Source organism: Hymenobacter sp. DG25A, from assembly GCF_001280305.1.
Lineage (GTDB): Bacteria > Bacteroidota > Bacteroidia > Cytophagales > Hymenobacteraceae > Hymenobacter.
Window position 1 is genome coordinate 2,288,950 of sequence record NZ_CP012623.1, and the last position, 18,225, is coordinate 2,307,174.

Sequence of the window (18,225 nt, forward strand, 5' to 3'; positions counted from 1 at the left end):
GGCTGCGTATATACTTTCATCTGCCCCGGCGGGCCCTGTTGGCCTGCTGCCGCCCACTATCTATATGCAGCTTAACACTCTAGAACGACCGGCCTCTACCGGGATATTTCCCTTTGCTACCTTCCTCAGCCTGGAGCCCCTCATAGCCTATTGGCAGGAGCGGGTGCATGATGCCAACAAAGGCACCGCCGCCCTGGCGCAGGCCATTATGGCGCAGGTGCAGGAGGGCACCTGGAGCCGCGGCTCCATTACTGATATGACGGCCCTGGAGTGCGGCTGCGACCTGGTAGAAACCCTGATGCTGGCGGTGTTTCCCCCGGCTTCTTTTCCGACTGATTTAAGCGGGGCTACCCCGCCCTTTGCCCGGTTCAGCTTTTACCACACGCCTCGCTTTGCCGAAGTATTGCTGAACCCCAACCATACGGTAAAGCAGCCCCTGAACGTGGATGCGGCTACCATGGAGGTGTACATGATGCGGGTAGCCTACCTGCTCATTCTGGAAAAAGTTTACGGCGTAAAGCTCCCCCTCGACACGACCGTAGTCTTCACTGTGCCCGACTACAGCATTGGCCTGTACCGGCACTACAGCGTGGAGTTTAACAGTACTTTTATTGAAGTGCGCGTGAAGGGCGAAGCGCCGGAGCTCACCCACGAGCAGATTGAAACTCTGGGGCATAACCTGCACCGCCTGGACATCTGGAAAGAACTGCTGCCACCGGAGCTGTTTGAGCTGCACGGCTTCAACATTGTGCATCTGGTGGACGTAACCGACCAGGAAATCCTTTCGGAGCTGAAGTATGACCTGCTGGAGCGCGACGTGCTGCAGGCCTCTGACCGGCTGGAGCAGATTCAGGAAAAGCTGCGCGTGCTGTTTGGCCGCCCCTTCCTGCAGCTGGGCATTGCCGCTTATGATGAGAAGAAGCGGGCCTTCGTGGATTTTGGCCGAAAAATAAACCACAGCTTCCTTACCAAGCAGCTGCAAAACCAGGAAGTAAGCTCTGGTTTTCGCCAGATTTATGCCCGCCTGATGCTGGAGCGGCAGCCCGTGGTGCTGGAAAACGTGGAAACCGCGGATATCCCCGAAGACCTGCGCCAACAGATTCTGGGTATCGGCATCCGAAGCGCCATTTTAGCCCTTTTGCCTTACGGCGACGACACGGTGGGTTTGCTAGAGTTGGGCTCCCCCAACGTAGGCGACCTGGACGAGTTCAGCCTGGAAAAGGTAAACCCCTTTATTCCCCTGTTCGCGGTGGCTGTGAAGCGCAACGCCGAGGACATTCAGACGCGGGTACAGGCCATTATCAAGGAGAAGTTCACCGCCATTCACCCTACCATGGAGTGGCGCTTTACCGATGCCGCCCTGAACCTGCTGGAGAAGATTGAGGACGGCAACAAAAACGCCGAAATGGAGGCTATTGTGTTCCATGAAGTGTACCCGCTGCATGGCTCTTCCGATATCCGGGGCAGCAGCACGGCCCGCAACGAAGCCATTCAGGGCGACCTGATTGAGCATTTGTCGCTGGCAAATAAGGTGCTGAAGAAAGCATCGGAGTTTCAGGCGCTGCCTATTCTGGATGAGCTGAAGTTCTACGTGAATAAAAACCTGCGCCGCCTGCGCCAGGGCATTATTACGGGGGATGAAGTCAACATTCTGGAGTCGATAAAGACGGAGGTGGAGCCCCTGTTTGAGTACCTGGGCACTAACACGCCCGAGCTTCGCTCCATCCTCACGGAGTACTGGGACAATATCGACCCCGATCTGGGCATTCTCTACAAGCGGCGCAAGGCTTTTGAGCAGAGCGTAACCCGCCTGAACGATGCCGTGAGCGACTACCTGGACGAGGAGGAAGAAAAGGCCCAGCAGATGTTCCCGCACTACTTCCAGCGCTTCAAAACCGATGGCGTGGAGTACAACATTTACGTGGGCGGGGCACTGGTAGAAAATAAGCCTTTCGACCTCATTTTCCTGAAAAACCTCCGCCTGTGGCAGCTCCTGACCATGGTGGAAATAACCCGCCGCACTGCTGCCCTCAAGGCCGAGCTGCCCATGCCGCTGGAAACCACTCAGCTGGTGCTGATTCACAGCCAGCCCCTGAGCATCCGCTTCCGGCAGGACGAGCGCCAGTTTGATGTGGACGGCACCTACAACATCCGCTACGAAATCATCAAGAAGCGCATCGACAAAGCCACCATTCTGGGTACCGGCGAGCGGTTGACCCAGCCCGGCCAGCTGGCCCTGGTGTACACCCAGGCGCGGGAAGCCACCGAGTACATGGAATACATTGACTACCTGCAGGACCGCAACCTGCTGGAGCCGGAGGTAGAAGAATTAGAGCTGGAAGAGCTGCAGGGCGTAAAAGGCCTGCTGGCGCTGCGGGTAAAAGTGAAGCTGTAAAGCTCTGCACCAACTCAAGTATAAAGCCCCTGCCGTCAGAACTAACGGCAGGGGCTTTTTGATAATTGCCGGCAATGCGCCGCTGGCTTTATTCCCCTTCGGTTACTTCCACCTCATCTTTGATCGTAACGCCCACAATCTGCTCCCACAGGTGCAGGGCAAAGCGCAGCAGAATCAGCCAGACCAGCCCCGCGGCGAAACCGGCCACTACATCGGTGGCATAGTGTACGTGCAGGTATACGCGGGAAAGGCCAATCAGCACCGTCCAGAGCAGCAGGGCCGCTGCCCAGGCGGGGTGGTGCCCGTGCCGCCACAGCAGCCAGGCCACGCAGCCATACAGCGTCATACCAATCATGGCGTGGCCGCTGGGAAAGCTCAGGCCGGCTTGCGGCAGCAGCGCCGTATCGGGCCGGAGCCGCTCATAATGGATTTTGAGTAGCTGATTGAGGATGGCGCCCCCGGCTACGGCCCAGAGCAGCTCCCAGGCCTCGCGCTTGTACCCGCGCCAAAGCAAGCCCGCCGGGGCCAGGATGCCCACAGTCAGCAGAAAAGGCATGGAAGCGAAAAACGTAACCACCAGCACCACGGAAGTAAGCCCGGGATAGGCAAAGCGCAGCGTATCCATGGTGGAAAAGGCCCACCAATCAAACGTAGCCGACTTATTGACGAACACCACGCGGGTGAGGTAGAAAAACACGACCACTGCTGCCCACAACAGCACCCCTACCACCAGTGCTTCCGTGGTTATCAAGGATATGCGGGCCAGCAGACGGGCAGTGAAGGCTTTCATGGGCTTTCCGTTTCTCTGCCAAACGCAAACCGGAAGGCTTCGTTGGCGTGCGGACCCAATTTGCAAAACCGCTAAAAAACAAAAAAAGCCGGCTCCCAAAGGAACCGGCTTTTGTGGTGCGCTCGGAGAGACTCGAACTCTCACACCTTTCGGAACTGCCGCCTGAAGACAGCGCGTCTACCAATTTCGCCACAAGCGCATCGTAGATCAAAAGCATGAACTCCCGTGTGGAGGTGTTTTTGACGCTGCAAAGATACACGCCGAATTGAACTTGTGTCAAGCCGGGCGCAACATTTTTCCGAAATAAATTGCGAAATCAGGCTACAACGCCTGTTTTTCAGCTAATTGCGGATCGTTCCGATACCGTTTTTTTATCACTCCTTCTAAACGCCGCAGCAGCGGAATGGCAATCAGCAGCCAGGAAATGCCCGCCAGAATACCGGCCATTACATCGGTGGCATAGTGTACCCGCAGGTACACGCGGGTAATTCCAATCAGCAAAATCAGCAGGGCCAACGCTCCGATGAGCACCCAGCGCCAGACCTTATGCCGCCGCACATGGTTGTATACCAGGTAGATAAGCAGGCCGTAAAAACAGGCGCTAATCATGGCGTGGCCACTGGGAAAGCTCAGGCCGCTGGCCGAGGTGAGCGGCAGTAGAGGCCGGGGCCGCTGATAAATGCCTTTCAACGCAATGTTGAGGGTAATGCCGCCCAGGGCCACCACTGGCACCATGAGGGTATACCAGCGGTGCTTGCGCAGCACCAGAAAGTATAAGATAACGATGAGGGCCGCCGCCACAATGAAATTGCGGGAGGCAAAAAACGTAATGGCCTCCACCCACTGCTGCTGCTCGGCCCCAAACAGGCGCTGTGTCCAGCGGAAAGCATCGGCATCAAACGTAGCGGCATCCTGATCAAACACCTCCCGGCTGATGGCCAGAAAACCGGCTACACCCAGCACGCCAACGGCCAGCACAATGGCAAACTCGGTGATGAACAGCACGACTTCCGCCAGCAGGCGGCGCAGATGAGAGGTCATAAGCTCAGAAAAACACGGTGAGGGCGCATGCAGCAAACGAAAGCCGCGCCGGAAAGGATATTGCGGCGCGTCCCGCATCTTTACGCATGACTCTGCCTGACGCCGGCTTTGACCGGGTAGCTGCCTTTTACGATCCGCTGGCGCGGCTGGTGTTTGGGCGCAGCCTGCTGCGGGCCCAGCAGCTGGCGCTGGAGGGGCTGCCGGCCGGCGCGCCACGGGTGCTTATCATTGGCGGGGGCTCTGGCTGGGTGTTGCGGGAGGTGCTGCAACGGCGGCCTGCGGCGCATATTCTCTATCTGGAAGCCTCGCCGGCCATGCTGCACCGCGCGCAGCAAACGGTGCAGCAGTACTGCAGCGGCCAACAGCAGCAGGTGGAATTACGACTGGGAACCGAGGATTCTTTGCTGCCCGGGGAGGCTTTCGACGTCATCGTGACATTCTTTTTCCTTGATTTATTTCCGGTGGCCCGGCTGCGCCATATTGTAAGCCGGCTGGCTGCCGCGCGCCAACCCCAGGCGCCTTGGCTGCTGGCTGATTTTGCGCCCCCACACACTGCTTGGCAAAAGCTGCTGCTGGCTTCCATGTACCGCTTTTTCGGGCTGACTACCGGGATTCAGGGGCGGAAACTGCCGCCCATCCGGGAGGAGCTGGCGCGGGTGGGACTCTCTCCTACCACGCATCACACCGTGTTTGGCGGCATGGCCGAGGCGGTGGTATTTCAGGAAATAGGCTAGCGCAACGGGAAGCCATTGGCAACCTCCGCCGTTATTTATTTGTGCTTTCAGGCAGCGAAGGCACCAATTAAACAGTCTTGTTAAACATTAGGCGCTTATTTTCAAGCCGGATTCCTTCTTCCCTCTACCCTCTCCTTCCTATGCGGCATTCTACCGCCTCTCTTCTTTTTGCCCTGGCGCTGCCTCTCACCGCCCTGGCCCAGGCCCCCGTGCGCTACCAGGTGGCATTCCCCAATGCCGTGCACCACGAGGCCCAGGTAACCGTCACCTTCTCTGAGCTACCCTCCGGGCCGCTGCAGGTACGGATGGCGCGCAGCTCGCCCGGCCGCTATGCCCTGCACGAGTTTGCCAAGAACGTGTACGGTGTGCAGGCCACCGACTCGAAAGGGAAAGCCCTGAATATTTCCCAACCCGACCCTTACGGCTGGGCTGTGACCGGCCACGATGGCACCGTGCGCTTTACCTACACGCTGTTCGGCGACCGGACCGATGGCACCTACGCCGGAATTGATGCCCAGCACGCGCACCTGAATATGCCGGCCACGCTGGCCTACGCCCAGGGGCAGGAACAGCGGCCGGTGGAGGTGAAGTTTGACGCGCCCGCCGGCTGGCAGATTGCCACCCAGCTGCGCCCTGAAACCGCCGCCAACACCTACTCTGCGCCCCACATGCAGTACCTCATGGATAGCCCCACTTCCCTGGGCAACCAGCAGGTACGCACCTGGCAGGAACAGGGCCAGACCATTGAGCTGAAGGTGCTGCACAACGGTACCGATGCCGAGCTGGATGCTTACACTGAGCAGACCAAGAAGGTAGTAAAAGAAGCCGCCGCCGTGTTTGGCGAGCTGCCCAAGTACGATTTTGGCCGCTACACGTTTGTGGCGAATTACACGCCCCAGGCCAGCGGCGACGGCATGGAGCACCGCAACTCTACTTCCGTTACCAACTCCCGCTCTTTAAAGGGGGCCGATGCCTTACGCAACCTGGGTACGGTTTCGCACGAGTTTTTCCACGGCTGGAACGTGGAGCGCCTGCGCCCCCGCGACCTGGAGCCGTTTGACTTCAGCCGGGCCAACATGAGCAGCAACCTGTGGTTTGCCGAAGGCTTTACCCAGTATTTTGGCGAGCTGCTATTGTGCCGTTCCGGGGCGTATTCTACGGATCAATACGCCAGCATAGCCGTCAGTGGCCTGGTGAATGCCATGCTGAATGCGCCCGGGGCCAAGCTCTACTCGCCGGTGCATATGAGCCAGCAGGCGCCTTTCGTGGATGCCGCCGTCAGCATCGACCCCAATAACCGCAGCAATACCTACCTCTCCTACTACATCATTGGTGGGGCCAATGCCTTGGCGCTGGATCTGGAGCTGCGCCAGAAGTATAAAACCGACCTGGATGCCTTCATGCGGGCCATGTGGCAGCAGCACGGCAAGCTCCAGCGCGACTATGCCCCGGAACGGCCCTACACCCTGTCCGACTGGCAGCGCGTGCTGGGCGAAGTAACGCGCGACACGGCCTTTGCCGGGCAGTTTTTCCGCCAGCACATTATCGGCCATACCCTCCCCGATTTTGCTCCCCTGCTGGCTCCCGCCGGCATGGTGGTGCGCAAGGCACACGCCGGCAAGGCTACCCTGGGCGACAGCTGGCTGAAGTTCGATAATAAGGTTCTGACCATCAGCTCGGCTACCTTCCGGAACGATGCCCTGTATAATGCCGGCCTCGACCGGGGCGACCAGCTGCTGAAGCTGGATGGGAAAGAGCTGAAAGATCAAAAGACCTTCGACAAGCTCCTGAGCAAGCACAAGCCCGGGGATGTAGTGCAGCTGGAAGCCCGCTCCCGCGGGCAGGTACGCACTGTGCCCGTAACGCTGCAGGAAGATATCGAGCTGGAAGTAGTGACCCTGGAAAAAGCCGGCCAGCAGCCCACCCCCGAGCAGCTGGCGTTCCGCGCTGCCTGGCTGGACAGCAAGGCCAAGTAAGCTTCTACCAACTTCCCATCTGCATTGAAAATAAAAAGGCGGCCTCCAGGCATCGGAGGCCGCCTTTTTTATGCGTTGAAGTGAAGGTTATTTACGCCGACCGAACAGGCGCAAAATGTACAGGAACAGGTTTACGAAGTCCAGATACAGCGTCAGGGCGCCCAGTACGGCCGCCTTTTGGTTGATGGTTGTATCTTCTTCACCATAGCCCATAAAGGCCATCATTTTCAGCTTCTGGGTGTCGTAGGCGGTAAGCCCTACAAAGAGCAGCACCCCAACGAAGGAGCAGATGGTGTAGAGCATGGAGTTCAGCAGGAACATATTCACAACCGAGGCTATGATGAGACCAACAACGCCCATCAGCAGCAGGTTGCCCCAGCGCGTGAGGTCGGTGCGGGTGAAAAAGCCATAGAGGCTCATCACGCCAAACGTGCCGGCAGTCACGAAGAAGGTGGAGGCAATGGAGTCGGCGGTGTATACCATGAACACCACGCCCAGGGTAAGGCCGTTGAGCAGGGCGTAGCCTACAAAAGCTGCCTGCGTCTGGCCAATGGTCCAGTCGAAAGCCTTACGGGACAGGAAACCAACCACCACCAGCTCCAACAGAAGCAAGCCGATAAATACCAGGCGGTTGCCGAACACCAACTCCTGCACCGCCGGCGAAGCGCCCACAAACAACGCCACCCCGCCCGTGAGAGCCAGCGCCGCCGTCATCCAGGTATAGACCTGGCGCATATAACCGGAAATAACCTGCGAAGCTTCCTCCGCTGACAGCATCAGCTGGGGCTGCTCATTGATTTCTTCGGGTACAAATTCTTCCATAAAAGGGGTAAAGTTTTAAAATGTAAAAACATGGATTAGCCGTCCAAAATACCGGATTAGCACGACAGCACCACGCGGCGTTTCGGGTTTTATTCTTCCCCGGCCCCGTCGGCTACAACCCTGCCGGGTATGTTGTGTAACTTAGCCTGGCATTTTCACCTTGCCGCCTTTCTCTATGTTCCGATTTGGTGCTCTTTTCGCTGCCCTGAGCCTGCTGGCCAGCGCTGCTTCGGCGCAGGTAATGGCCAGCGGAGCCGCTACGGCTACGCGGCCGGTTCCCGGTTTGCTGGGCGGGCGCGCTTCCTATAGCCTCACGGCCGGCGCTATGTTTGCGGGTCGTTATGGCTCGGCTTCCTACCTCAGTCCTTCCGTAGTATATCGGCTGGCGCCCCGCTTTTCGGTGTTTGGGGGCATTACGTATCTGCGCACCTTGCCAGGCGCGCCGTATGCCAGTGCTGAAAATGGCAGTTCCCGCTTGGGGCTGATGGGCACTAATCATTATCTGGTGCAGGCCGGGGGCAATTATGCGGTGTCGCCGCGCCTCTCACTAACCGGCACCGCCTGGAAAGACCTGACCCCATCTATGGCCGGCCGGCCCGTGGTGAATCCGTACGCGGGCTTTAACACCCCGGGCTCCGGCGTAAATCTGCGAGCCGACTTCCAGATTTCCGAGAATGTCTCTGTTTCTGGTGGAGTCCGGGTTTCCTCCGGCGCGGCGCCGGGCAATAGCATGTACTATGGCCCGGCTTCGGGCCAGCCATTGGGCTACTAACCTGCCCTTTAACGCTATAGCTTTAGCTCTCTGAAATCGGTTTTTCAGAGAGCTTTGTTTTAAGCTGAAAATCGACGGAGCCTGCTTTCTGCCCATTTCTACCCGTTAACACCCTGCTGCCTTTCTATGGCTGACCGCATTACGTACGCTCGCAACGAGCAGCTTTCCACCATCCGCCCCAGCTACCCCGGCAACAAGCTTTTTGGTCAGCAGTTTGCCAATGGCGAAAAGCTGTACAACCCCGATTTCAGCAAGGTTATTCGCTGGAAGCTACTCACGGAAAACCCGCAAAAGCAGGAGAAGAAACAGGATACCTGGGTGCCGGCCGTAGTGCCCTGCGCCGCTAGTTTCACCTCCAAGGAGGACACTCTGGTGTGGCTGGGCCACGCTACGTTTTTGCTGCGCGTAGCCGGCACCACGCTGCTCTTTGACCCGGTGCTGTTCGACTCTCCGTTTCTGCGGCGCCGCCATGAGTTGCCCTGCCGCCCCGAGGATATTGTCGGCATCGACTACCTGCTGCTCAGCCATGGGCACCGCGACCATCTCGACGAGCAATCCATGAAGCTGCTGGCCGGCCAGAACCCGCAGATGCAGGTGCTGTCTTCGCTGCGCATGCAACCCGTAGTGCAGAAAATGGTGCCGGGCCTGCGCGTGCAGGAAGCCGGCTGGTGGCAGCAGTTTGATCTGGGGCCCGATGCGCCGCTGGAAATTTTCTACCTGCCCGCCTCGCACTGGCACCGCCGGGGCCTGCTGGATATGAACCGCGTGCTCTGGGGCAGCTTCATGATTCGCACTCCGGACGGGCGGCTGATTTTCTTTACCGGTGACACGGCCTTTGCCGGGCACTTTGAGGAAATTGAAAAGCACTTTGGCCCCATTGATATCTGCCTGCTGCCCATTGGCGCCTACAAGCCGGCCTTTATGATGGAGATGAGCCACGTGAATCCGCACGAGGCGGCCAAGGCCGCTAACGTGCTGCGCGCCGGCCACGTGGTACCGATGCACTACGGTACCTTTGATTTAAGTGATGAGCCGGCCTCGGAACCGTTGCGCCTGCTGCAGGAAGTAGCGGCCGGCGGTATGCTGCGCGCTGAGCTGCACGCCCCCGCCGTGGGTGAGGTACTGCGCTGGACCGAGTGGGAGTAGCATCAGTTGCCGGTTGCGAGTTGTCAGTTGCCAGTTCTGCCTTAGCTTTGATATTCTTTTCCACGGAAAATCAGCCATTACCAAGCATCCTTCCAGATTTTGGGAGGTTTGTCCTGGCAACTGACAACTCGTAACTGGTAACTGATTCTATGTCCCCTACCCTGATTTTGAGCCTGATTGCGGGCTACTTCACTGTTCTCATCATTATTGCGGTGCTCACCTCCCGCAAGGCCACCAGCGAGTCGTTCTTCATTGCCAACCGCAACGCGCCGTGGTACATGGTGGCCTTTGCCATGATTGGCACCTCGCTGTCGGGCGTCACGTTTATTTCGGTGCCGGGCATGGTGCAGTCGCAGTCCTGGAGCTACATGGCGGTGGTGTTTGGGTATCTGGTGGGCTATCTGGTGATTGGGCTGGTGCTGATGCCGCTGTATTACCGTTTGCAGCTAGTGTCTATCTACACTTATCTGGAGCAGCGGTTTGGCTTCTGGAGCTACAAAACCGGCGCGCTGTTCTTCCTGATTTCCCGGGCCATTGGCTCGGCGTTCCGCCTGTACCTGGTGGCGGGCGTGCTGCAGCTGGCCGTGTTTGATCAGATGGGCGTGCCGTTCTACGTGACGGTAATTGTGAGCATTCTGCTGATTTACCTCTACACCTTTAAAGGCGGCCTCAAGACCATTCTCTGGACCGATACCTTCCAGACGCTGGCTATGCTGACCTGCGTGGGCGTGAGCATCTACCTGATTTCCTCGGAGCTGAACCTGGGCCTGCAGGAACTGGTGAAGACAGTGAAAGACAGCTCCATGTCGCAGATCTACTTCAGCCACCTGAAAGACGACAAGTTCTTCTGGAAGCAGTTTGCCTCGGGCGCCTTCATCACCATTGTAATGACGGGCCTGGACCAGGACCTGATGCAGAAAAACCTGAGCTGCCGCTCCCTGGCTGATGCCCAGAAAAACATGTTCTGGTTTACGCTGGTGCTGGTCTTCGTGAATGTGCTGTTCCTCACACTGGGCGTATTGCTGTATAAATTTGCCGCCGTGAAGGGCATTCAGCTGCCTACCAACGCCGAGGGCAAAATCATTGGTGACAACGTATTTCCGCTGCTGGCTACCAACCATTTCTCCCTGTTTGCGGGCATCATCTTTATCCTGGGCATCATTGCCGTTACCTACGCCTCCGCCGACTCCGCCCTGACGGCCCTTACTACCTCGTTCTGCGTCGATTTTCTCAACATTAAGCAGTACCCCGAAAACCGGCAGAAAAACCTGCGTCAGCTCACCCACCTCGGTTTTTCTGTGGTGCTGATGGTGATTATCCTGATTTTCCAGGCCCTGAACGACCAGAGCCTGATTACGGCCGTGTTTAAAGCGGCGGGCTATACTTACGGGCCGCTGCTGGGGCTGTTCTCCTTCGGCATCCTTACCCGCCTGCAGCTGCGCGACCGGATGGTGCTGCCCGTGTGCGTGGCTGCGCCCATCATCACGTACATCATCAACGTTAACTCTGAGGCCTGGCTGGGTGGCTACAAATTCGGGTTTGAGATACTGCTGCTGAACGGTGTCCTCACGTTCCTGGGGCTGCTGGCCATTTCCCGCACGGCGCAGGTGCACGAATTGAACCCGGCTCACGCCTGAGGGGTTAGGCAGCAACGGTAATGGGGCAGTTGTGCGTACCTTTGCGGGTCCGTGCTGCGCCTGCCAGTTTTTACCGGTTTGTCCTGTTCACCTTGTAAGCCTGCTCACTCGTGAAACACCCGTTCCTTTCTTTGCTGTTCGTAGGATTAGTTGCCTCCGCGCAGGCCCAAACCCAGCCTGCTCCCACCACTAAGCAGCCTACCGTACTCCGGCCCGGCCGCATGCAGGTGCAGCGCACCCCCGCCCCCAACCGCCCCGATGTACCACCCCTTTTTCCGGGCGGCGCAGAGGCCTTAGGAGAATTTTTTGCGCTGAATGTACAGTATCCGGAGGCTGCGCGCGTCAAGCATATTACGGGCAGCGTGCTAACTGCCTTCACAGTAGAGGCTGATGGCCGCCTGAGCAACGCTACGGTGGTAAAAGGCCTTTCGCCGGAGTGCGACGCCGAGGCCCTGCGCGTGCTGGCTTTGTTGCCGCCCTGGAAACCCGCTACCCGCAAGGGCGTGGCGCTACCAGTACCAGTACAGCTGCCCGTGCCATTTGCTGACAGCTCTATTTTAGAATTTGAAAAATCGAAGACGAAAGTCAAGTTTGAATAATCGGCTTTCAGACGCTAGTAATTTGATCCGAACAGAAACTGGCCTCCTTCGTCTGTCATCCTGAGCCAAGCGAAGGACCTTGTCACACCAGAACAAATCGTTGTTTCGATGGTCGTTCTTCCCTGATAAGGTCCTTCGCCAGCTCAGGATGACAGTTGTTAAGAACTAAGCGTTAAGCACCAAACATGGCCCGAAGTGGAATGAATACCAGCGGTACAACCCTTGACCCGGATGTACCCAAAAAGAAGTTAACCAAAGAAAATCTGCGGAAGGCCCTGCGGATTTTCCGCTATGTACTGCCATATCGGACCAAATTCATTGTGGGCATGGTGCTGCTGGCCTTGTCCAGCGCCACCGTGATGTGCTTTCCCTGGGTGATTGGCAAGCTCACGGATACCGCCAACGGCAAGCCCTTTATCCTGCCCAATGGCAGCGCCATTTCTATCAATCAGATTGCGCTGGGCCTGTTTGTCATCATTGTCTTTCAGGGCCTGTTTTCATTTGGGCGTATCTGGTTTTTCACGCAGGTGAGCGAGTTTACGGTGCGGGATATCCGGCAGGCGCTCTACGCCAAGTTCGTGAGCCTGCCCATTCCGTATTTTGAGAAGAACCGGGTGGGTGCCATCACCTCGCGCATCACTTCCGATGTCAGCCAGATTCAGGACTCGTTTTCACTGACCTTGGCCGAGCTGTTCCGCCAGATTATGACCTTGGTGGTGGGCATTGTGTTCATCATGATGGTGTCGGTGAAGCTGTCGTTGTTTATGCTGCTCACCTTCCCGCCCATTGTGGTGCTGGCTATGGTGTTTGGGCGCAAAATCCGGGTGCTGGCCAAAGCCACGCAGGATGAGCTGGCCAAGACCAACGTTATTGTTGAGGAAACCCTGCAGGGCATTAACACGGTGAAGGCCTTCACCAACGAGCAGTTTGAAACCCGCCGCTACTCCGCCTCGCTCACCAACACAGTGCGGGCCGCGCTGAAAAGCAACCTTTACCGCGGCGGTTTCGTGTCGTTCGTCATTATCGGCCTGTTTGGCGGCATTATTCTGGTGCTATGGCGTGCGGCCTCGCTGGTAGCGGCCGGCCAGATGACCATCGGCGACCTGACTTCCTTTGCCCTCTACACCATCTTCATCGGGGCTTCGGTAGGTGGCCTGGGCGAACTGTACGGCAAAGTGCAAAGCACGCTGGGCGCCTCCGAGCGGATTCTGGAAATTCTGGACGAGCCCTCCGAGCCTACGCACCGCGCCCGCGTGGCCGGCACTGCCCCACTCCAGGTGCGCGGCGACATCGACTACCGCCACGTGGCCTTCAGCTACCCCACTCGCCCCGATCTGGCGGTACTCAAAGACATTACCTTCGATATTCAGGCCGGGGAGAAAATTGCGTTGGTAGGCCCCAGCGGCGCCGGCAAAAGCACCATTGTACAGCTGCTGATGCAGTTTTACGAACTCAGCGGCGGCAAAATCCTCATCGACGGCCACGACATCCGTCAGTTCGACCTCACCGAGCTGCGCAGCCACATTGGCATTGTGCCTCAGGAAACCCTGCTGTTCGGCGGCAGCATCCGGGAGAACATTGCCTATGGCAAAACCGACGCTACGGATGAGGAGATTATCACAGCGGCCCGCAAGGCCAATGCCTGGCAGTTTATCTCTACCTTCCCCGAGGGGCTGGATACGCTGGTAGGCGAGCGGGGCGTGAAGCTCTCCGGCGGCCAGCGCCAGCGCGTGGCCATTGCCCGCGCCATCCTGAAAAACCCCGCCATCCTGATTCTGGACGAAGCCACTTCCGCCCTCGACTCTGAGAGTGAAAAGCTGGTGCAGGGTGCTATGGATGAGCTAATGCAAAACCGCACCAGCATCATCATTGCCCACCGCCTCAGCACCATCCGCAAAGTGGATAAAATTCTGGTGATTGACGGCGGCCGCATTGTGGAGCAAGGCACGCATGAGGAGCTGGCCCACAATGAGAATGGCTTGTATGCGAATTTGCTGAAGCTGCAGTTTGAGCTGAGTTAAATTACTATACCATCTGAGAAAAGGGCGAAGCATAGCTTCGCCCTTTTTCATTGAAAATTATTGTGTTAATGTAGTATCGGATATAACTACTAATCATGACATCTATAAGTCCAGAAAGATTATTGAGCATTCATGTGGAGGCAGCTACGCCGACATTTGCCGATTATCAGACGATTCACCAAGAGCAAGAGCGTCAACGTTACCCCAACCAGACTCGCAAGCCGGCAACGTCCGATTCGTGGAAGCAAAAAGGAAAGTTATGGTTGGCATTTTTCCTTTCCTCAGGGTTAGGCTACTGGTTAATGGGGCCGGGAAAATGGCTAAGCTGGGCATTTTTAACACTATTCTTCACCGGCATAGGGCTCCTTTATCAGCTATATGAATACCGGAAGGCATATCGGCAGATATCAGCACGGTTACATCCTTCTCAGTTTCGAGTCAGTCAGAACGGTGTAAAACTAACTTTCCCTCGTGGTGAAGCATTCTATACATGGAGTGAGTTTTACCGAATTCAACACCTTTCGCCTTGGCTTTTGCTCTATACATCTGTGGAGCACAGCTATTATTTGGATATGCGTCGCATAGCCCCGCCTGCTACGTCGGCAGACCTGTTAGCCTTGCTACCTACCTGACCAACAGCACCTACTAAAGATGATATATATCAACGCATAAGCTCCTTATTCAATGCATATTGATAGTTCTTCCTCACTGGCCACAGTTTACTTGGCCGTATTGCGAGAACAGTCATGGACGCGACCTACACTATTCCTTTCCGGGATTTATCCAGCAGCGCAGTAGGCGTAGTTGGCGGCAAAAATGCTTCGCTAGGTGAGCTATTTAACCAGCTGATGCCGAAGGGCATTAACGTGCCCGATGGGTTTGCCACCACGGCCGCCGCGTATTGGCTGCTGCTCGATGAAAACGGCATTCGGGAAAAGCTATCCGCGCTGCTGGAAACCGTGGACACTAAGGAATTCAGCAACCTGCACGAGGTAGGAACAGCAGCCCGGGCGCTGGTCCAGAACGCTACTATACCGGAGCCGGTGCGCGCCGCCATTACCACTGCCTACCAACAGCTCAGCACCGATATGCCAACCGGCGCGCAGGTAGCAGTGCGCAGCAGCGCCACCGCCGAAGACCTGCCCTCCGCCAGCTTTGCCGGTCAGCATGATTCATTTCTGAATATGGAAGGCACCGAGGCGGTGCTGGAGGCCTGCCGCCGCTGCTACGTCTCGCTGTTCAACGACCGGGCCATCAAATACCGCATTCAAAATGGTTTCCCGCACATGCAGGTTGCTTTGTCGGTGGGCGTGCAGCTGATGGTGCGTTCTGATCTGGCCTCGGCGGGGGTGGCATTTACCATTGAGCCCGAAACCGGCTTTGAGCCCATGATTTACCTGACGGGCAGCTGGGGACTGGGCGAAAACGTGGTGCAGGGCGCCGTGAATCCCGATGAGTTCTACCTATTCAAGACCTCCATGCGGGCCGGTCATCAGTCGCTGGTCAGCAAGAAGCTGGGCGACAAAGCCCGCACCATGCGCTACGCCGCCGCGCACACCGGCCCCGGCCCTACCATTGAAAACGTGCCCACGCCCCCGGAGCAGCAGGCGCAGTTTGTACTCACCGATGCGGAAGCCGAGCAGCTGGGCCGCTGGTGCCTGCTGATTGAGGAGCACTACGGCCTGCCCATGGACATAGAATGGGCCAAAGATGGCCGCAACGGTAAGCTCTACATTGTGCAGGCCCGCCCCGAAACCGTGCACCACGGCCACCAGGAGCTGCAGCTGCACGAATATCACCTGCAGGAGCGCGGCCCGGTGCTGGCCACGGGCAAAGCCGTAGGAAGCCAGATTGCTTCCGGCATAGCGCGCATCCTGGCCTCCCCTGCCGAAGGCCACCGCCTGCAGCCCGGCGACATTCTGGTGGCCGACATCACCAACCCCGACTGGAACACGGTGATGCGCAAAGCCTCGGTGCTGGTGACCAACCAGGGCGGACGCACCAGCCATGCCGCCATTGTGGCCCGGGAGCTGGGCCTTTCGGCCGTGGTGGGCACCGGCAACGCCACCCGCCAGATTCAGGATGGGCAGGAAATCACGGTTTCCTGCGCCGAAGGTGACGCCGGCTACATCTTCGGCGGCAAGCTGCCCTGGCAGGAAACCACCATCGACCTGAGCACCATCCGGATGCCGCGCACCAAACCCATGTTTATCCTGGCCGACCCCGACCAGGCCATGCGGCTTTCGCGCTACCCCAACCAGGGTGTGGGGCTGATGCGCATGGAATTCGCCATCAGCAGCAACATCCGTATTCATCCTATGGCTTTGGTCAAGTTTGATGAGCTGAAAGATGAAGCGGCCCGTCTGGAGATTGAAAAGCTGACGCGCTACTATCCTTCCAAATCGGAGTATTTCGTGGAGAAGTTGTCGCAGGCTATTGCGCTGGTGGCGGCCGCGTTTTTCCCCAAAGACGTGATTGTGCGCATGAGCGACTTCAAGACCAACGAGTACGCCAACCTGCTGGGTGGGCGGCAGTTTGAGCCGGAGGAGGAGAACCCCATGCTGGGCTTCCGGGGCGCCTCGCGCTACTACCACCCAGCCTACCGCGACGGTTTCCGGCTGGAGTGCGAAGCCCTGAAACGGGTGCGCGACACGCTGGGCCTCACCAATGTGAAGGCCATGATTCCCTTCTGCCGCACCGTGGAGGAAGGCCAGAAAGTGGTGGACATTATGCGCGACTTTGGCCTAACGCGCGGGGTAAACGGGCTGGAAATCTACGTTATGGCCGAAATTCCCAGCAACGTGCTGCTGGCCGAGCAGTTTGCCACCGTGTTTGATGGGTTTTCCATCGGCTCCAACGACCTCACCCAGCTCACCCTGGGCATCGACCGGGACTCGGCCATCGTGAGCGAGCTGTTTGATGAGAACAATCCGGCCGTGAAGCTGCTGCTGCACCAGGTAATTCAGGCGGCCCACCACGCGGGCGTGAGAATTGGCCTGTGCGGGCAGGCCCCCAGCGACTACCCGCAGTTTGCGCAGTTTCTGGTAGAGCAGGGCATCGACAGCATTTCCTTCACGCCCGATGCCCTGCTGAAAGGCATTGATAATATGGTGCGCGCGGAAGCCGGCCGCCGGGCGGCGCATGTTACGCCCAGCTACGGGCCTTCGTTATCAAAAGAGGGAATTTAGCGCGGGTGGCCTGCCGGGGCCCGGTTAGCACTACCCGGGACGCAGCTCATTCAGGCACGTTTCTTTTTGCTGCCAGCAGTTAATGTTGGCCAGGGTGGTAGCGGCTATGTTGGTCAGGGCCTCGTGGGTGAGAAAGGCCTGGTGGCCGGTAACCAGCACATTGGGCAGGCTCACCAGCTCGGCCAGCAGTGGGTCGGTTTCCGGCAGCGGCTGCTGGGAACGGTCATTGAAGAACAGACCCTTTTCGTGCTCATATACATCCAGCCCGAGGTAGCCCAGCTGCCCCGATTTCAGAGCATCCAGCGCCGCCTGGGTGTCTAAAACTCCACCCCGCCCGGTGTTGATCAGCATAACGCCGGGTTTCATTTTTGCCAGGGCCGCCGCGTCCAGCAAGTGGTAGGTGTGCGAAGTCAGGGGGATATGCACCGAGATGATATCGGCCTGCTCATAGAGGTTCTCGCTTGGTAAGTACGCCAGCCCGAAGCGTTGGCACAACGTTGGGTCTTCTACCACATCGGCCCCTAGCAGGCGGCACCCAAACCCGTGCAGAATGGTAGCCATAACGGCCCCAATACGCCCGCAGCCCATAATGCCCACCGTTTTGCCATGCAGATCGAAGCCCACCAGGTTGTCTAGGCGGAAGTCGCCGTGCTGGAGCTGATTGCTGGCGCGACACAGCTGGCGGCTGAGGCCCAGCATGAGGGCCACGGCGTGCTCGGCCACGGCGTAGGGAGAGTATTCGGGCACGTTGGCTACGCGCAGGCCCAGGCGGGCGGCGGCGGCCAAGTCTACCTGGTCGTGGCCCACGGCGCGCACGGCCACGTAGCGCACGCCCAAAGCATGCAGGCGCTCCAGGATGGGGGCCGAGGCATCGTCGCTGGTGAAAAGGGCTACGGCCATACTGCCCTTGGCCTGCTCTACGGTTGTCAGACTTAGCGCATCCGTAACAAAATGCAGCTCATGGCTCCCCTGGGCAGCGGTAGTGAGGTAAGGCTGTTCAAACGCGTGGGCACTAAATACCGTAATTTGCATACAAGAGAATATGGCCCGAAGGCGAAGGGAAGAAGAGTCCCCACTCCAGCCCGGCTACAGCGGGGTAGCGGG

Annotated in this window: 14 protein-coding genes and 1 tRNA gene; 10 read left to right on the forward strand and 5 right to left on the reverse strand. The window is 58.0% G+C overall.

Annotation, left to right across the window (positions count from 1 at the left end; genetic code table 11):
* Positions 1 to 64 precede the first annotated feature (64 nt).
* The gene (locus AM218_RS09815; protein ID WP_054413703.1) at positions 65 to 2,395 is read left to right on the forward strand and encodes a GAF domain-containing protein; all 2,331 of its coding nucleotides are present in this window, start codon (positions 65 to 67) and stop codon (positions 2,393 to 2,395) included.
* Between the two features lie 88 nt (positions 2,396 to 2,483).
* Here the strand turns inward: AM218_RS09815 and AM218_RS09820 are convergent, their stop codons facing one another.
* The 3 genes from AM218_RS09820 to AM218_RS09830 all read right to left on the reverse strand — a co-directional run bounded on the left by AM218_RS09820 (position 2,484) and on the right by AM218_RS09830 (position 4,226).
* Positions 2,484 to 3,185 carry a phosphatase PAP2 family protein gene (locus tag AM218_RS09820; protein WP_054413704.1) on the reverse strand — a complete coding sequence of 234 codons (702 nt, stop codon included), beginning with the start codon at positions 3,183 to 3,185 and terminating at the stop codon, positions 2,484 to 2,486.
* 114 nt (positions 3,186 to 3,299) lie between these two features.
* A tRNA-Leu gene (locus AM218_RS09825) sits at positions 3,300 to 3,384 on the reverse strand.
* A gap of 122 nt (positions 3,385 to 3,506) precedes the next feature.
* Complete coding sequence (locus AM218_RS09830; protein WP_054413705.1) at positions 3,507 to 4,226, reverse strand: phosphatase PAP2 family protein; 720 nt, start codon at positions 4,224 to 4,226, stop codon at positions 3,507 to 3,509.
* Positions 4,227 to 4,312: 86 nt separating this feature from the next.
* Here AM218_RS09830 and AM218_RS09835 point away from each other — a divergent pair, with 86 nt between their 5' ends.
* Positions 4,313 to 4,960, forward strand: coding sequence for a class I SAM-dependent methyltransferase (locus AM218_RS09835; protein WP_054413706.1), 648 nt, complete (start codon positions 4,313 to 4,315; stop codon positions 4,958 to 4,960).
* 140 nt (positions 4,961 to 5,100) lie between these two features.
* The gene (locus AM218_RS09840) at positions 5,101 to 6,936 is read left to right on the forward strand and encodes a M61 family metallopeptidase (RefSeq protein WP_054413707.1); all 1,836 of its coding nucleotides are present in this window, start codon (positions 5,101 to 5,103) and stop codon (positions 6,934 to 6,936) included.
* A gap of 87 nt (positions 6,937 to 7,023) precedes the next feature.
* On the opposite strand, the gene AM218_RS09845 is transcribed toward AM218_RS09840, so the two are convergent.
* The gene (locus tag AM218_RS09845) at positions 7,024 to 7,758 is read right to left on the reverse strand and encodes a Bax inhibitor-1/YccA family protein (RefSeq protein WP_054413708.1); all 735 of its coding nucleotides are present in this window, start codon (positions 7,756 to 7,758) and stop codon (positions 7,024 to 7,026) included.
* Between the two features lie 175 nt (positions 7,759 to 7,933).
* Between AM218_RS09845 and AM218_RS09850 the strand changes: the two genes are divergently transcribed.
* From AM218_RS09850 to ppsA, 7 genes are all read left to right on the forward strand, one after another.
* Positions 7,934 to 8,530: a hypothetical protein gene (locus tag AM218_RS09850; RefSeq protein ID WP_054413709.1), complete on the forward strand. Its 597-nt coding sequence runs from the start codon at positions 7,934 to 7,936 to the stop codon at positions 8,528 to 8,530.
* A gap of 126 nt (positions 8,531 to 8,656) precedes the next feature.
* A complete protein-coding gene (locus tag AM218_RS09855; protein WP_054413710.1) occupies positions 8,657 to 9,676 on the forward strand; it encodes an MBL fold metallo-hydrolase in 1,020 nt (339 codons plus the stop codon).
* Between the two features lie 149 nt (positions 9,677 to 9,825).
* Complete coding sequence (locus AM218_RS09860; RefSeq protein ID WP_054413711.1) at positions 9,826 to 11,313, forward strand: sodium:solute symporter; 1,488 nt, start codon at positions 9,826 to 9,828, stop codon at positions 11,311 to 11,313.
* 110 nt (positions 11,314 to 11,423) lie between these two features.
* A complete protein-coding gene (locus AM218_RS09865; RefSeq protein WP_157547620.1) occupies positions 11,424 to 11,912 on the forward strand; it encodes an energy transducer TonB in 489 nt (162 codons plus the stop codon).
* 185 nt (positions 11,913 to 12,097) lie between these two features.
* Positions 12,098 to 13,933 (forward strand): ABC transporter ATP-binding protein, encoded by a 1,836-nt coding sequence (locus AM218_RS09870; protein ID WP_054413713.1) that lies wholly within the window; start codon positions 12,098 to 12,100, stop codon positions 13,931 to 13,933.
* Positions 13,934 to 14,028: 95 nt separating this feature from the next.
* Positions 14,029 to 14,565 carry a hypothetical protein gene (locus AM218_RS16800; protein WP_157547621.1) on the forward strand — a complete coding sequence of 179 codons (537 nt, stop codon included), beginning with the start codon at positions 14,029 to 14,031 and terminating at the stop codon, positions 14,563 to 14,565.
* Positions 14,566 to 14,679: 114 nt separating this feature from the next.
* The gene (gene ppsA, locus AM218_RS09875; RefSeq protein ID WP_054413714.1) at positions 14,680 to 17,121 is read left to right on the forward strand and encodes a phosphoenolpyruvate synthase; all 2,442 of its coding nucleotides are present in this window, start codon (positions 14,680 to 14,682) and stop codon (positions 17,119 to 17,121) included.
* Positions 17,122 to 17,151: 30 nt separating this feature from the next.
* Here the strand turns inward: ppsA and AM218_RS09880 are convergent, their stop codons facing one another.
* Positions 17,152 to 18,153 carry a 2-hydroxyacid dehydrogenase gene (locus AM218_RS09880; protein WP_054413715.1) on the reverse strand — a complete coding sequence of 334 codons (1,002 nt, stop codon included), beginning with the start codon at positions 18,151 to 18,153 and terminating at the stop codon, positions 17,152 to 17,154.
* Between the last annotated feature and the right edge of the window lie 72 nt (positions 18,154 to 18,225).

Excerpts from the sequence above, each read along its gene's own strand:
- AM218_RS09815 (WP_054413703.1), top strand. The coding sequence starts at position 65 with ATGCAGCTTAACACTCTAGAACGACCGGCCTCTACCGGGATATTTCCC.
- AM218_RS09820 (WP_054413704.1), bottom strand. The coding sequence starts at position 3,185 with ATGAAAGCCTTCACTGCCCGTCTGCTGGCCCGCATATCCTTGATAACC.
- AM218_RS09830 (WP_054413705.1), bottom strand. The coding sequence starts at position 4,226 with ATGACCTCTCATCTGCGCCGCCTGCTGGCGGAAGTCGTGCTGTTCATC.
- AM218_RS09835 (WP_054413706.1), top strand. The coding sequence starts at position 4,313 with ATGACTCTGCCTGACGCCGGCTTTGACCGGGTAGCTGCCTTTTACGAT.
- AM218_RS09840 (WP_054413707.1), top strand. The coding sequence starts at position 5,101 with ATGCGGCATTCTACCGCCTCTCTTCTTTTTGCCCTGGCGCTGCCTCTC.
- AM218_RS09845 (WP_054413708.1), bottom strand. The coding sequence starts at position 7,758 with ATGGAAGAATTTGTACCCGAAGAAATCAATGAGCAGCCCCAGCTGATG.
- AM218_RS09850 (WP_054413709.1), top strand. The coding sequence starts at position 7,934 with ATGTTCCGATTTGGTGCTCTTTTCGCTGCCCTGAGCCTGCTGGCCAGC.
- AM218_RS09855 (WP_054413710.1), top strand. The coding sequence starts at position 8,657 with ATGGCTGACCGCATTACGTACGCTCGCAACGAGCAGCTTTCCACCATC.
- AM218_RS09860 (WP_054413711.1), top strand. The coding sequence starts at position 9,826 with ATGTCCCCTACCCTGATTTTGAGCCTGATTGCGGGCTACTTCACTGTT.
- AM218_RS09870 (WP_054413713.1), top strand. The coding sequence starts at position 12,098 with ATGGCCCGAAGTGGAATGAATACCAGCGGTACAACCCTTGACCCGGAT.
- AM218_RS16800 (WP_157547621.1), top strand. The coding sequence starts at position 14,029 with ATGACATCTATAAGTCCAGAAAGATTATTGAGCATTCATGTGGAGGCA.
- ppsA (WP_054413714.1), top strand. The coding sequence starts at position 14,680 with ATGGACGCGACCTACACTATTCCTTTCCGGGATTTATCCAGCAGCGCA.
- AM218_RS09880 (WP_054413715.1), bottom strand. The coding sequence starts at position 18,153 with ATGCAAATTACGGTATTTAGTGCCCACGCGTTTGAACAGCCTTACCTC.